A 14,699-nucleotide genomic window follows, 5' to 3' on the forward strand; every position below is an offset into this window, starting at 1 on the left:
CTAGGCGCAGCTGAACCCCTAGGAGCAGCTGAACCCCTAGGCGCAGCTGAACTTGGCGTCCGCCCAGTCGGCCCAGTCGTCGCCGGCGTCGTCACCGTTCTTGTCGGCGATCAGTTCAACGCCCTGGACGCCGGTGATGTCCACCGAGACCGGGAGCGCTGCCGAGTCCGCGCTGAGGATCGGGGTCCGGAGCAGCTCGCGGCCGTCACCCTTGATGATGAACACCACGGAGCCGTGCAGGCCCTTGTTCAACTTGGCATCGTCAACACCCACCAGGGCGGTGAAGGCGCTGCACTTGGCCTCGGTGGCGATGGCGATCCTGGAGTCGGCGTGGGCGCCGATCCCCTTGGCATACGTGACGCCGTCCAGGCGGAGCTCCGGACCATCGCCGGCGTTCTCCTCACCGTTGGCGCGGTCCCGTTCAGCGGGGCCCCAGCCGTTGGTGCTGGCCGTCCACGGCAGGTCCGAGGCGAACACGGTGCCGCTCAGGCCGGCGGGCGGTACACCGTGGTGCGTCGTGGAGCAGGTGAACCTGGCCTCCGCCCAGTCGGCGTGGTCGTTGCCGTTCCCGTCGCCTGAATCGTTGGCCACCAGGTCAACATAGGCGGCACCCGTGACATCCACGGTGAGCGGGAGCGGGGCACTCAGCGCACCCAGGACAGGGGTGGTGACCTTCGTGGCGCCGTCGGCAACCACGGAGAACTTCACGCTGCCACGCGTGGCCTGGGCGTCGTCGATGCCCACCACGGCGGTGAAGGAGGTGCAGTAGCCGCCAAGGTAGTAGCGGACGGTGCTGTTGGCGTGGGCGCCCAGGCCCTTCGCGAAGGCCGTGCCGTTGAGCTTCAGCGGGCGGCCGTCGCCGCTGCCCTGTTCGCCGTTGGACATGTCCTTTTCCACCGGGCCCCAGCCGTTCGTGGCGCTCACCCATGGGTGGTCGCTGGCGAAGACCGTGGCCTGCGGCGGCTTGGGCAGGGTGCGCACCGAGGTGCTGGTGCTGATGGTGCGGGCACCGGCCGGCCCTGTGGTGGTGGTGTAGCGGGCCGTGGCCTTGACGGTGTAGTCGCCGTCAGCGTCCGCCGGAGCGGTCAGCTTCCACGTGGTGCCCAGGCGTCCGCCTGCGGGGAGCGTGGCGGCGGTGGCGGGAGTTGCCGGGGTTGCCGTCCAGCCCTGCGGCAGTTCGAGTTCCACGGCGAGGCCCGCGATGGCGGCCGGTTCGTCGGAGACGAACGTGGTCACGAAGTCCTGGGCCTTGCCCTGCTGCACCACATCGCCCTGGAGGGCCGCGCTCAGCTGGGCACAGGCCGGCACGGCCTCGGACGCGCCGAGGTCTTCGACCAGGAGGTTGTCCAGGGTGAAGTCCGAACCGTTCGCGGAACCGGTGCGCTGCAGGCCCACGAAGTAGTCGCCGCAGAAGCCGGTGTCCAGCACCTCCTCAAAGCGTGCCGTGCTCGTCTGCTCGCCGAGCGGCTGGCTTCCGGTCACTGCCGGTCCCGCCTGGGAGTCGTAGCCGGAAACCCAGGCGTACTGCCCTGCCTTGGAGTTCTGGTAGTCGAAGGAGACCTTGTACTTGTGGCCTGCCTGGAACGGCATGGTGTAGCCGGTGGTGCGGTAGACCATGCCGGGGGTGCCGTTGGGGCCGAGGTTCTCGTCGTGTGCAAGGAGGGACCAGGTGCCGCCGAGGACCTCGTCGATGACGTTGGTGTTCCAGCCCTTCTGGGTGAAGGGTTCGTTGCGTTCGGTGATGTGCGTGCGCGGGTCGGTGGAACCGCCGGCGTTGCCCTTCACGAACGGGCCCCAGCCCTGGTCCACGTTCTCGAAGTCCTCGCTGAGGACCCCGGTGCTGGGAACACGCTTCGCTTCCACGGCCCGGAAGTCGTCCACGCGGACCTTGGCTGTGCCGTCCCCTGCTTGGAAGCTGACGGTGGGGCGGGTGCCGTTCGTGGGCACATCGATGAGGACACGGAGGCGCTGGAAGTTGGTGCCGGTCTTCTCATCGGCCGCAACGGAGTTCGCCGCGTTGGAGCTGTCCACCGTGATGGTCTCGGTCTTGCCGCCGGGAACCTCCACCTTCAAGGTGGCGGGGCGGCTCTGGCCGGGCTCGATTTCGACGAAGGCACTCACCGAGTAGGTGCCGGCTTTGAATGGCAGCAGCTGCTGGGAGATGGAGGAAGCGCCGGCGCCGAGTTCGGCGTAGCGGCGGCCCTTGGCATCGCGGACAATCGCGGCCGTGCCCGTGGGGCTCCACTTCTGGAGGTCCACGGCGTTGAAGCCGGGGTCCTTGATCCGGGTGCCTTCGCCGAAGGAGGCGTCGGCGGGGACACTGACGGTGGCGGCGTTGGCGGTCAGCACATAGGGCTGGCCGGGATCTGCGGCGAGGGTGACCTGGCCGTTGACCACCGGGATGTCGGCCACCTTGACGCGGCCGTTGTCCGTCAGCTTGAACTGCTGCAGGCCGGTGGAGTTGCGGTACGCGTCGGTGAGCGTCCAGGTGGTGCTGCCGCCGGCCGGGTTGTAGTGGTAGAGCTTGTCCAGGGCGCCGCCCGTGGTGGAGGCCCAGGGGAGCAGGTACTTGTTGCCCTGGAGCACGGAGACGCCGTTGACGGTGATGTCGCGGGCCGCGGGGGTGTTGCCGGTGACTGCCACGCCGTCGGCGAGGTCGATGCGGTCGGCGGTCCACTTGGTGATCTGGTGGTGCTGCAGGTACTTGGCCGGCAGGTTGGCGGTCCAGATGTTGTTGTAGAACGCGTTGAAGTCGTTCTGGCCGGTCCAGCCTTCGAACTCCACGATGTGGGAGACGCCCAGTTTGGCGTCCGGGTTCCAGACGTCGGACTGGGTGTTGTTGATGAAGCGCAGGATCTGGGAGTTGACGCCCTTGTTGGTGCTGCCGCCGTACTTCTCATCGTTGGCCCAGTGCGACCAGGTGTTGTTGCGGGAGAGCTTGTCGGCCCATTCGGAGCCCACACGGAAGCCGTTCTTGACGAGCTCCTTCTGCAGGGTCTCCGCGAGCCAGCCGTATTCGTAGTAGACGTCAACGTACGCGAAGTCCAGGTTGTCGTCGGTGGCGTCGGCGAGTTCCTTGATGCGCTGGGCGAGCTTGCCGGAGTTGATGTCCTGGCGCTGGTTGATCATGTAGGACTGGTCCAGCCAGTTCCAGCCGAGGTTCTTGTTGGCGGTCAGCAGGTCCTCGGCGAAGGACTTGGCCTCGGGATAGATTTCGGTGGCGTTGATGTGCACGCCGAACCGGGCATTCCAGGCCTTGCCTGCGGAGACCAGCTTGTTGAGGTCTTCCAGGCCGCCGGCCCGGGTGTTGAAGTTGTTGCCGTAGTCCGTGTTGGCCGAGTCGTGGCCCTCGCTGGTGTAGCCCTTGAGCATGGCCACCTGGCCCAGTCCGTCCGTGGCGAGGGAGATGCGCTTGACGTCGTCCAGGGTGCGCAGGAACGGGTGGGTTGCCTGCGAGGCGAAGTTGAACGGGATGTGCGTGATGACGTTGTCCGGCGTCTGCCCGCCCTTGTTGGCGCTGACCTGGATGGAACGCATGGCGATGGCCGCGTCCTGCCAGTCCACGCCGCCGTCGGCGTTGGCGTCCGGGGTGATGGCCACCTTGGTCCAGGGGAGTTCCTCGGTGGTGGCGGAGCCTTCGGCCCGGTAGAGCCACTGGCCGCTGGCCACGCCCATGGCCACGCCGCCGGCGCCATCGCTGACGGCCTGGCGCCAGAAGCGGCCCTGGTCCTTGGTGCCGGGGCCTGAGGAGGTGTCGTAGAGGGCGTTGGATTCCAGCGCGGCACCGAGCTCGGCGGTGTTGGCGAGCGCGTAGGCTGAGCTCTTCGCCGCGGCGTCCAGCGGGGTTGCCGCCGTCACCGGGGTGAAGAGATCTCCGGTGACCCCGCGGTCCACGGAGAGGTTGGCGGTGGAGACCTGTGCGCCGGGCTGGCTGGAGGCCACGGAGACCAGGCTGAGCTGGGGTAGCCGGAGGGTCCGGACCTGGTGCTCGGCGGAGTCGTTGATGGCGGTGACGTTGAACGAGACCACGTTCTTGTCCACGGCCAGCCTTGCGTTGATGGTGGTGTTGCCGAATCCCGGGACGGTCAGGACGTAGTCCATCCGGTTCGGCGCCGGCTGTGAGGACGTGGCGGTGACTTCGTGTTCGACGCCGTTGATGGTGATGGTCTTCAGCTGTCCGGTGGTGCCGCCGAGCCGTGCGCTGCTGGCGACATCCGTGTAGCCGAGGACCTGCGGGAAGACGGTGGAAACGGCAACGCTGAGCTTCTCCGAGGTGAGCGTGGCGGTGTTGGCGGGAGTGACGGCCTCAAGGGCAGTGACTGCGGAAGCCGAGGGGATGGCGAGCAGGCCTAGCGAGGATGAGGCGACGACGCACGCAAGGCTGAGCACTGCGAGGCGTCTGGGGGATGACAAGCGGGGCATCCATTGCTCCTTCTTGATTTTTCCTAGCGAACATCGATCATGTTCTTGCGGACTGCACCAAGACTGCTCTATCGGACACAAGTTGACAAGAGTTAACGGAATATTGGGCAAAAGGAACAAAAAATCACATAAATGAGCGCTGTGGGCGGGTTGCCGACACTGGGTTGCGGCGGCAGGGCGCAACGGCCGGGACGTGTCCGGCGAGTGATCCTTGTGCGATTGAAAATGATCGTTTAGTGTTTCTAGTGAGCATAAAACGTCACACCAATCGGAGTGACAGGGCAATTGGACGGATGCACCATCGATCCCCGCGGAGCGATGGTGAACCACGCAGGCAGGAGCGGAACACGCGATGAGCACGAACATCTTGGGCGCCTTCATGGAAGAAGAACTGGTCTCCCAGCCGGACGTCTGGCAGCGGGCCATCGAGCAGGCCCGCGCAGAGCAGCTCCTGCCGGCCGACGGCGAACGCATCGCCGTGATCGGCTGCGGCACCTCCTGGTTCATGGCCCAGAGCTACGCCGCCGCCCGCGAATCCGCCGGCAAGGGCGTCACCGACGCCTTCGCCGCCTCGGAAGCCTTTGTGAACAGCAACAGTGCCGGCCGCCAGTACGACGCCGTTGTGGCGATAACGCGCTCCGGCACCACCACCGAGGTGCTCGAACTGCTCACCGAACTCAAGGGGACTGTCCGCACCATCGCCGTGATCGGCGATACCGGGTCCCCGATCGTCGGCCTGGCAGACGCCATTGTCGGCCTGCCCTACGCCGATGAGCGTTCGGTCGTCCAGACCCGCTTCGCCACCACGGCCCTGGTCTACCTGCTGAGCAGCCTCGGCATCGACCTCGCCGCGGCAGTCGAGGATGCCCGCGACGCCGTCACCGGAAGCGTCCCGCAGGAACTGCTCGACGCCGAACAGTTCACCTTCCTCGGACGCGGCTGGACCGTGGGCCTGGCCCACGAGGCCGGGCTGAAGATGCGCGAGGCTGTCCAGGGCTGGACCGAGTCCTACCCGGCCATGGAATACCGCCACGGACCCATCTCCATCGCCGCCCCGGGCCGCGTCACCTGGCTCTTCGGCGAGCAGCCCGAGGGCCTGGAGAACGACATGGCCGTCACGGGCGCCTTGTACATCCACACGGACAAGCACCCGCTGGCCGAGCTGGCCAGGGTCCATAAGGTCACGCTTGAGCGTGCCCGCGTCCGTGGCCTCAACCCGGACCTGCCCCGGAACCTGACGCGTTCCGTCATCCTCGACGTCACCGCGTAGGTCCTCCCATGGTTCTCGGAGCCGCTGAAGCAGCAGTCCTGGCCTTCGACGTCGGCGGGACCGACCTGAAGGCCGGGCTGGTGGACGCCGACGGCAGGGTGCTGGGCATGCGCCGCGTCCCCACGCCCCTGGATCCCGCCCGCCCCGGCGAGGCCATCCTGGACCGTGTCGCGGAACTAGCCCGGGAACTGGCTGAAGAATTCCCGCAGGCCCCGGCGCGGGCAGCCGGCGTGATCGTCCCCGGAATCGTGGACTCCGCGGCCGGCATCGGCATCTACTCCGCCAATCTCGGCTGGCGGGACTTCCCGTTCACCGCCGAAGCCGAGCGCCGCCTCGGACTGCCGGTCGCCTTCAACCATGACGTCCGCTCAGCCTCGGCAGTGGAACACCGCTACGGCGGCTCCCGGGAATTCGACGATGTGGTGGTGATGGTGGTGGGCACCGGGATCGCCGCGGCCGTCTTCTCCGGCGGGGAGGCCGTCACCGCCGGCGGCTTCGCCGGCGAGCTTGGCCACGCACTGGTCCCCGATCCGGACCGGCCCGGCTCCACCATCCTCGAAGCCGTCGGCTCCGCCGGGGCCATCGCCAAACGCTACACCGCGCATTCGGGCACCCCTGTGGCCGGCGCACGCGAGGTGCTGGAACGCGCCCGCGGCGGCGAGGCCCTGGCCGCGCGCATCTGGGCCGACGCCATCGACGCCCTGGCCTTCAGCATCTGCCAGTGCGTGAGCATCATGGGCACGGAGGCCATCGTGATCGGCGGGGGACTGGCCGAGGCCGGCGAGGAACTCCTTGCGCCCCTGCGTGCCCGCGTTGACCAGATGCTCGACTTCCAACGGCGCCCGGTCATCATCCGGGCCCAGCTCGGCCAGGACGCCGGGCTGCTCGGTGCGGCCATGAATGCCCGGACGCTGCTGGCGCCCGTTCCCGCACTCACGCCCGGTCCCGCACCCGCGCCCGAACATGCGCAGGCACCGCAACACGCCTCCGGCCCCACCGGAGCCGCGCGATGAAACGCATCGTCACCGTCACGCCCAACCCTGCCGTGGACCTGACCTACCACGTACCCGGCATCACGCCCGGTGCCAGCCACCGGGTGCCCGCCCCCATGAGCCGCGCCGGCGGCAAGGGCCTCAACGTCGCCCGCGTCGCCCACCAGCTGGGCCACCCGGTGCTCGCCATCGCCACCACCGGCGGTGCAGCCGGCCAGACGCTCGCCGCCGAACTGTGGACCAGCGGCGTGCCCCACTCGCTCGTTGCGGTCGCCGCCGAAACCCGGCGCAGCATAGCGCTCGTGGACACCGTCGGCGGCGAAACCTCCATCTTCAATGAGGAAGGCCAGCCCCTGCGCCCGGCCGAATGGCAGGCCCTGGCGGACGCCGTCGTCGAAGGCCTCAACGGCAACGCTGCGCAGCCCGCCGGTGTGCTGGTCGGCTCGGGCAGCCTGCCGCCCGGGGCGCCGGAAGACTTCTATCCCTCGCTGGTCCGTTTGGCGCACGACGCCGGGATCCCGGCGATCGTGGACACCTCAGGTTCCGGGATCATCGCCGCAGCCACGGGGGGTGCCGATGTCCTCAAGCCCAACCACCATGAACTGTTCGAGGCCACCGGCGAGAGCAGCCTCGAGGCCGCAGCCTGGACCCTCATCGGGCTCGGCGCCCGGACCGTGCTGGTCAGCGCCGGAGCCGAGGGCATGCTCGCCTTCGACCATGCCGCCCCCGGCGGCTACTGGTCCGCGCGGCTGCCCGAACCGCTCAGCGGCAACCCCACAGGAGCCGGCGACGCCGGTGTGGCAGCTGCCGCCGCCGCCCTCGCCGAGGGCATCACCGAGACCCGCGAGATCCTGCGCCGCGCCACCGCCTGGTCCGCCGCCGCCGTGCTCATGCCGGCCGCCGGCGAGATCTCGCCCCGGTACCGGGAACTCGAAGAACAACTGATCGTCACATGGAAGGAGACCCGGTGACCCTGGTGAACACGCGGGAACTGATGGACAAGGCCGCGGCCGAAGGCACGGGCCAGGGGGCGTTCAACATCGTCCACCTGGAAACCGCCGAAGGCCTGGTGGCCGGTGCGGAAGCCGCCGGCGTTCCGCTGATCCTGCAGATCTCCGAGAACTGCGCCAAGTTCCACGGCGGCCTGGAACCCGTGGCGTTGGCCGCACTGGCGATTGCCCGCGATGCCGATGTGCCGGTCGCACTGCACCTGGACCACGCCGAGTCAGAGGAACTCGCCCTCGCGGCGGTGGACCTGGGCTTCGGTTCGGTGATGTACGACGGCGCGCACCTCCCGTACGAGCAGAACGTCGAGGCCACCCGGCGCGTTGCCCGCTACGCCCACGAGCACGGCGTGTACATCGAAGCCGAGCTCGGCAAGGTCGGCGGCAAGGACGGCGCCCACGCTCCGGGCGTCCGCACCGACCCCGTGGAGGCCAGCGCCTTCGTCGAAGCCACGGGCGTGGATGCCCTCGCCGTGGCGGTGGGTTCCTCGCATGCGATGACCGAACGAAGCGCCGCGCTGGACCTGGCCCTGATCGCCCAACTCAAGTCCGCCGTCGGGAAACCGCTGGTGCTGCACGGCTCCTCGGGCGTCACAGACGAGATGATTGTCGCCGCGATCGGCGCGGGTATGACTAAGATCAACGTATCCACACACCTGAACGGGTTCTTTACCCGCGCCGTCCGTGAGTACCTGGATGCCAACCCTGCAGTGGTGGATTCCCGGAAGTACATCAAGGCCGGCCGGGACGCCCTGGTGCTGGAATCCGCACGTTTGCTGACGCTCTTCGCGAAGGCGAAGTAGCTCCAACCGCGAAAGGCCCGTGATGACCCGCACCGATCGGCTGAACGCCATCCTTGATCTGCTGGCCGAGTCCGGCCACGTTGAGGTCGAGGACATCGTGACACGCTTGGCGGTCTCGCCTGCCACGGCGCGCCGCGACCTGGACAGCCTCGCCAAGCAACGGCTGCTCAGCCGGACCCGCGGCGGTGCCACCACTGGATCGGTTGCCTACGACCTCCCGGGCCGCTACAACCGTGACGACCACGCAGAGGCGAAGCAGGACATCGCCCTGGCGGCGTCCAAGCTCATCCAGCCGGGGGCCGTCATCGGCCTCAGCGGCGGAACCACCAGCACGGCCCTGGCCCAGGTCCTGTCCACGCGGGAGGACCTCAACGCGCCGTCGAACCGGCCCATGCTGACCGTGGTCACCAACGCGATCAACATCGCCGCGGCCCTCGCGGTGCGGCCCAACATCAAGATCATGGTCACAGGCGGCATCCTGAACCCCCGCTCCTATGAGCTGGTGGGCCCGTACACGGACGTCATCATGCAGAAGGTTGCCCTGGACATTGCGTTCATCGGGGTCAACGGCGTGGACCCCGGACTCGGACCCACCATTACGGATGAGGGCGAGGCCATGGTCAACACCGTCATGGCCCGCCGCGCCACGGAATCGTACGTCCTGGCCGACTCCTCCAAGGTGGGCCGCCGCGCCTTCGCCGCGATGGCGGGCTACGAGTTCCGCCACCTCATCACGGACTCCGGCATTACCGCCGAGGAGAAGGCCGCGTTCGAGGCGGGCGGCACCGAAGTGATCGTGGCCGGCTAAGTCCCGCTAGAAGCGCATCGGGGGAGCATCCAGCACGGAGTCGTCCACGCTGCGCGCCACCCACTGGCTGAACGGTGTGTCCAGGCTGTACTGGCCGTCGTCGTTGCGCAGCAGTGTGCGCAGTTCCCCGTTCCCGGGGTTGTTGAGTGACTCGAAGTACTCAACCGTCCAGTGGAACCAGCGCATGCAGAACAGGCGCATGGTCAGCCCATGCGTCACCAGCAGGGTGTTGGGCGCGTAGCTGGGCTTTTCCCAGTGCCGGTACAGGGTCTCCATGAAAGACGAGATGCGGTCGTACACATCCGAACCGGACTCGCCTTCCCGGAAACGGTAGAAGAAGTGCCCGTAGAGATTGCGCAGTTCCTTCTGGTCCTCGATGTCGCCGGCAATCTGGAAGTTGGCCCAGTCCTGCTCGCGGAGCCGCGGCTCCTCGATCACCCGTTCCGTGAGATTGCCCAGGTTCATCGCCTCCAGGGTCTGGTACGCCCTCAGGTACGGCGAAACGTAGACGCACACCTGCTGGCCGTCCAGTGCCCTCTTCAGCCGCTCGCCCGTGGCCCTCGCCTGCCCGATCCCGCGCTCGGTCAGCGGGATGCGGTAGTCCGGGACACGGTTGTAGATCGAGGTGTCGGCATTGGCGGCGGACTGGCCGTGCCGGATCATGAAGATTCTCCCTGGCGCGCTCATCCTCCCAAGCATAGGTCCGGGCGCGCCCAGCTCAGTGCCGTGCGGGCGCACCGCGGGGCGTCCAGCCGCCGCCGGGGGAATCATCAGCAAAGTAGGGGCAAGATAGGAACATGTTCCTTGCCTCCCACCGCCGGCTTCGCGCAGAGGTGCTCATTGTCCTGGGATTGTCCCTGGGGCAGTCGGCCGTGTACTCCGTGGTCCAGTTGCTGGACAAGATGACCCGGGCGCCCCTTGCCGAGGCCACCTCCACGCTCAACCGTTCGCAGAACACACGCGAATACTTCGATCTGACATACCAGCTTCTGGACATTGCCTTCGCGCTGGTTCCCGTGGTCCTGGTGTTCTATTTCCTGTCGGTCCAGCGGCAGGCGGAGAGCCCCTCGGCGTTCGCCCGCCTCGGCTTCAACTTCGCCCGCCCCGGCCGCGACGTCCTCCAAGGACTCGGCCTGGCCGCGGCGATCGGGATCCCGTCACTGGGGCTGTATGCGGCGGGCAGGGCCTTGGGGATCACGACGGCGATCATCCCCAGCGGCCTGGACGCGTGCTGGTGGACCGTGCCCGTCCTGGTCCTTTCGGCTGTGCGGCACGCCATCGTCGAAGAGGTCATCGTGGTGGGCTACCTCCTGGACCGCTTCGGGAAATTCGGCTGGAGCACTCCGCTGGCCATCGTGCTCAGTGCCCTGCTGCGCGGAAGTTACCACCTCTACCAGGGCTTCGGACCCTTCATCGGCAACGCCATCATGGGCCTGCTGTTTGCCTGGCTCTACACCAAGACCAAGAGGGTCATGCCGCTCGTGGTGGCGCACGCCCTGCTGGACATTGTGGCCTTCGTGGGCTTCAGCCTGTTCGGCAAGGCGGTGGGCCTCGGCTAGGGGCGGGCGTCGGCTAGGGGCGGGGCAGGAACCGCCCTTAAAGAAATTCGGCCGCCATCGGTGGGTGACGTCATTGGCACCCGCTGATGGCGGCCGAAGCTTTTTGGGCAGCCTTGCCCAGGGTCCGGGCCGGGGCCCGGGGAGAGAGAACGTCAGATGGTGACGGCGCCCGTGGCGGTTTCGAACGTGACGGACATGATGCCCGGGGTACCGTGCGGAGCCATCCACAGGACAGCGACGTCCTCGAGCGGCTTCTCCACGGGTTCGCCCAGCCACTCTGTCACACGCTCTGCCGAACCCGCAATGGTCAGGCTCGACATCTTGACGTTGCTTTCGTAGACCTTGGACGGGTGGAGCCCGGGGTCGCCCTCCCACTTGAGCAGGTAGGGAACCTGCGGGTCGGCGATGAGCCCGAGGATGCCGATCTGCTGCCAGACGAGTTCCCGGCCGTCCGGGAACTTGCGGTTGCCTGGTACAGCGGAGCGGCCGAGGCGTACTTCAAACGGTGCCAGGTCGTCAACAGCGACGCACCAGCCCATCCAGCCGCCGCCCGCGGCGGACCGTGCACGGACTGCCTGTCCGAAGGGTGCTTTGTCGGAAGCCGGGTGGTCCAGGACCTCCACAACTTCCAGGTACTTGTTGTCAGCGAGGGGAATGATCATGTTCCGGGTGCCGAAGCGCGGGTGCACTCCGCCCCGGACCGCGTCCACTCCCAGAGCCGCTGAAATTCGTTCGGTAGTGGCCAACAGGCCATCTCGTTCACAAGCGTAAGAGACGTGATCCATGCGCATGGCTTCATCTTGGCACTTTGTGATCGGGGTCTCAGCTAAGCCAAGCCTAAGTTACGTGGGATGTTATCTGGGGCTTGCGCGCCGTAGTCACGCGGGGACGTGCGGGGACTGAAAAATACTGCGTTCGTCACAATGCTTTGAAGGCCGTCGGGAGCTTCCTAGACTGGCCTCACTGCCGGCCCCGGGGCTCAGCCCGGGCCGGTCAAGCCACCGCGAACAGGAGCCCGCCATGTCCCAGGGATGGTCATTCGAAACCCGCCAGATCCATGCAGGCCAGCAGCCGGACGCGGCCACCGGGGCCCGCGCGCTTCCCATCTACCAGACCACGTCCTTCGTTTTCCCCAGCGCCCAGAGTGCGGCCGACCGCTTTGCCCTGGCAGAGCTGGCCCCGATCTACACGCGGATCGGCAACCCCACGCAGGATGCCGTGGAGCAGCGCATCGCGGACCTCGAAGGCGGACTCGCGGCCCTGCTGCTCAGCTCTGGCCAGGCTGCGGAGACCTTCGCCATCCTCAATGTCGCCGAGGCCGGGGACCATGTGGTCGCCAGCCCCAGCCTGTACGGCGGCACGTACAACCTGCTGGCGCACACGCTGAAGAAATTCGGCATCTCGGTCACGTTCGTGGCGGACCCGGACAATCTCGAGGACTGGCGTAACGCCGTGCAGCCGAACACCAAGCTGTTCTTCGCCGAGGTGGTCTCCAACCCCCGCCAGGACGTTCTCGACATCGAGGGTGTCGCCCGCACCGCGCACGAGGCCGGTGTGCCGCTCATTGTCGACAACACCCTGTCCACGCCCTACCTGATCCGGCCCATCGAATGGGGTGCGGACATCGTGGTGCACTCGGCCACCAAGTACCTCGGCGGACACGGCGCCGCGATCGCCGGCGTGATCGTCGACTCCGGAAACTTCGATTTCGGCAAGGACCCTGCCCGCTTCCCGGGCTTCAATACGCCGGACCCCAGCTACAACGGCCTGGTCTACGCCCGTGACCTCGGCAAGGACGGGGCCCTGGGCGCCAACCTCTCCTACATCCTCAAAGCCCGCGTCCAGCTGCTGCGCGATCTCGGCTCGGCCGTGTCCCCGTTCAATGCCTTCCTGATCTCCCAGGGCATTGAAACGCTCAGCCTGCGCGTGGAGCGGCACGTGGACAACGCCACGCGCGTGGCGGAATGGCTGGAAGGCCGCGACGACGTCGAATCGGTCGCCTATGCGGGCCTGCCGTCAAGCCCCTGGTTCGAGCGCGGCCGCAAATACGGCCCCCGCGGCACGGGCGCCGTGGTCGCTTTCACCATCCGCGGGGGAGTGGAAGCCGGCAAACGCTTCGTGGATGCCCTCGAACTGCACTCCCACGTGGCAAACATCGGTGACGTCCGTTCGCTGGTCATCCACCCGGCGTCGACCACCCACAGCCAGCTGAGTGCCGAACAGCAGGCCATCGCCGGCGTGTCTCCGGGGCTGGTCCGGCTCTCCGTGGGCATCGAGCACATCGATGACATCCTGGCGGACCTCGACGCAGGTTTCCGCGCCGCGAAGGGCGCCTGAGGGCGGTCGCAGGAAGGCTGCGGCGAGACTGCGGGGGCGTCCGGCGGGGCGTGCGATTCTTCGCCGGACTGCCCTCGCGGCTGCGCTTTGGTGAACAAAACTGCGCCCAGGTGTCACATAAGTGTCACAATCTTCGCCAGATGGACCCTCTTCTTCCTACACTCGTAGTCATAGGTCATGAGTGCCAGTGACAGCCCCGGCTTGCTGGCCGGCAACCCTCCTTCCGCGGTGGGGTGCCCCGGGTGAAGACCTGGCCTTCCGCTTTGTTGGCGGCGGGCAAGCGCGATGTGAGGTGTCACCGAATGACTATTGCTGCAACAGCCCTACCCGAATCCGGCCACAAGGAACGCACCATCCAGCAGGAACGACCCATCGAGCAGGACGGCACCGTGAAGTACGTCTCCGTGGGGCCGCTCGAGCTGGAGGCAGGCGGCTTCCTCCCGGACGTGGTGCTTGCCTACGAAACCTGGGGGCGGCTCAACGCAGACGGCTCGAATGCGGTGCTGATCCAGCACGCGCTGACCGGCAGCACCCATGTGGCCCGCGGCGGCAGCGACGAAGAAGGCTGGTGGGATCAGCTCGTCGGCCCCGGCGCCACCATCGACACCGAGCGCTGGTTCGTGGTCTCCATCAACATCGTGGGCGGCTGCTACGGCAGCACGGGCCCGTCCTCCACGGCGCCGGACGGCCGCCCCTGGGGTTCGCGCTTCCCCCTCGTCACGCTTCGAGACAGCACGGCGGCCGAGGCACGCCTGGCGGATCAGCTCGGCATCGCCGCCTGGCATGCCGTGGTTGGCGGATCCATGGGCGGTGCCCGCGCCCTCGAATGGGCTGTCACCTACCCGGAACGCGTCCGGCAGTGCGCCGTGGTCTCCGTGGGCGCCTACAGCACGGCCGAGCAGATCGCCTTTGCCCAGGCACAGACCCTCGCCATCCGGCAGGATGTCGATTTCAACGGCGGCGATTACTACGGCGGCCAGGCTCCGGAGGCCGGGCTTGCCCTGGCCCGCCGGATCGCCCACATCACCTACCGCTCCGCCCTGGAACTGGACATCCGCTTCGGCCGCAATGCCCAGGGCAGGGAAGCTCCGCTCGAGGCCGCGGTGCTCGGGGAGCGCGGCCGGTACCAAGTGGAGAGCTACCTGGACCACCAGGGCACCAAGCTGGTGCGCCGTTTTGACGCCAACAGCTACATCGCCATCACCGAGGCGCTCATGAGCCACGACGTCAGCCGCGGCCGCGGGACACTCAAGGAGGCCCTGTCCCGTGCGACGGCCGAATTCTTCATCGCCGCCGTGGACACCGACCGCCTCTACTTCCCGGCCCAGTCACGCGAACTCGCGGCGGCTCTTCCGGGTGAAGTGCCGGTCCACCTCATCGAGGCGCCCATCGGCCACGACGGCTTCCTGACGGAAATCGGCCAGTTGGGCGAGCAGCTGCACAGGGCCTTCTTCGCCTGAGCCGCCGCCCGCAGTCCCCGCTGTGCATCCCTTCGCGGCGCGTT

General features: G+C 67.6%; 11 protein-coding genes and 1 riboswitch. Of the genes, 8 read left to right on the forward strand and 3 right to left on the reverse strand.

The genetic code is table 11. From position 1 onward, the window contains the following. Window positions 1-36 precede the first annotated feature (36 nt). Entirely contained in the window at window positions 37-4,422 is a 4,386-nt protein-coding gene (locus NVV90_RS06520) for an endo-alpha-N-acetylgalactosaminidase family protein (protein ID WP_258440378.1), read from the reverse strand. Between the two features lie 352 nt (window positions 4,423-4,774). Between NVV90_RS06520 and NVV90_RS06525 the strand changes: the two genes are divergently transcribed. From NVV90_RS06525 to NVV90_RS06545, 5 genes are read left to right on the forward strand one after another with little or no spacing between them, the layout of a single operon-like run. Continuing rightward, entirely contained in the window at window positions 4,775-5,692 is a 918-nt protein-coding gene (locus NVV90_RS06525; protein ID WP_258440379.1) for an SIS domain-containing protein, read from the forward strand. Window positions 5,693-5,700: 8 nt separating this feature from the next. After that, a complete protein-coding gene (locus NVV90_RS06530) occupies window positions 5,701-6,705 on the forward strand; it encodes an ROK family protein (protein WP_258440380.1) in 1,005 nt (334 codons plus the stop codon). Next, entirely contained in the window at window positions 6,702-7,655 is a 954-nt protein-coding gene (locus NVV90_RS06535) for a 1-phosphofructokinase family hexose kinase (RefSeq protein WP_258440381.1), read from the forward strand. The genes NVV90_RS06530 and NVV90_RS06535 overlap by 4 nt, the downstream gene beginning before the upstream one ends. After that, window positions 7,637-8,491 carry a class II fructose-bisphosphate aldolase gene (locus tag NVV90_RS06540; RefSeq protein ID WP_258440382.1) on the forward strand — a complete coding sequence of 285 codons (855 nt, stop codon included), beginning with the start codon at window positions 7,637-7,639 and terminating at the stop codon, window positions 8,489-8,491. The genes NVV90_RS06535 and NVV90_RS06540 overlap by 19 nt, the downstream gene beginning before the upstream one ends. 22 nt (window positions 8,492-8,513) lie before the next feature. Beyond that, window positions 8,514-9,299 carry a DeoR/GlpR family DNA-binding transcription regulator gene (locus NVV90_RS06545; protein ID WP_258440383.1) on the forward strand — a complete coding sequence of 262 codons (786 nt, stop codon included), beginning with the start codon at window positions 8,514-8,516 and terminating at the stop codon, window positions 9,297-9,299. 6 nt (window positions 9,300-9,305) lie between these two features. On the opposite strand, the gene NVV90_RS06550 is transcribed toward NVV90_RS06545, so the two are convergent. Beyond that, on the reverse strand, window positions 9,306-9,962 hold the full coding sequence (locus NVV90_RS06550) for a histidine phosphatase family protein (protein WP_258440384.1): 657 nt from the start codon (window positions 9,960-9,962) through the stop codon (window positions 9,306-9,308). A gap of 134 nt (window positions 9,963-10,096) precedes the next feature. Here NVV90_RS06550 and NVV90_RS06555 point away from each other — a divergent pair, with 134 nt between their 5' ends. After that, window positions 10,097-10,858 carry a CPBP family intramembrane glutamic endopeptidase gene (locus NVV90_RS06555; protein WP_258440385.1) on the forward strand — a complete coding sequence of 254 codons (762 nt, stop codon included), beginning with the start codon at window positions 10,097-10,099 and terminating at the stop codon, window positions 10,856-10,858. 152 nt (window positions 10,859-11,010) lie between these two features. On the opposite strand, the gene NVV90_RS06560 is transcribed toward NVV90_RS06555, so the two are convergent. Continuing rightward, complete coding sequence (locus NVV90_RS06560; protein ID WP_258440386.1) at window positions 11,011-11,649, reverse strand: VOC family protein; 639 nt, start codon at window positions 11,647-11,649, stop codon at window positions 11,011-11,013. 229 nt (window positions 11,650-11,878) lie between these two features. Between NVV90_RS06560 and NVV90_RS06565 the strand changes: the two genes are divergently transcribed. Further along, a complete protein-coding gene (locus NVV90_RS06565) occupies window positions 11,879-13,195 on the forward strand; it encodes a bifunctional o-acetylhomoserine/o-acetylserine sulfhydrylase (RefSeq protein ID WP_258440387.1) in 1,317 nt (438 codons plus the stop codon). Between the two features lie 173 nt (window positions 13,196-13,368). Then, a riboswitch (SAM riboswitch) is annotated at window positions 13,369-13,484 on the forward strand. A gap of 13 nt (window positions 13,485-13,497) precedes the next feature. Next, complete coding sequence (locus NVV90_RS06570; RefSeq protein WP_258440388.1) at window positions 13,498-14,655, forward strand: homoserine O-acetyltransferase; 1,158 nt, start codon at window positions 13,498-13,500, stop codon at window positions 14,653-14,655. The last annotated feature ends 44 nt before the right edge of the window (window positions 14,656-14,699 follow it).

The sequence above is a fragment of the Arthrobacter sp. CJ23 genome (assembly GCF_024741795.1).
GTDB lineage: Bacteria > Actinomycetota > Actinomycetes > Actinomycetales > Micrococcaceae > Arthrobacter.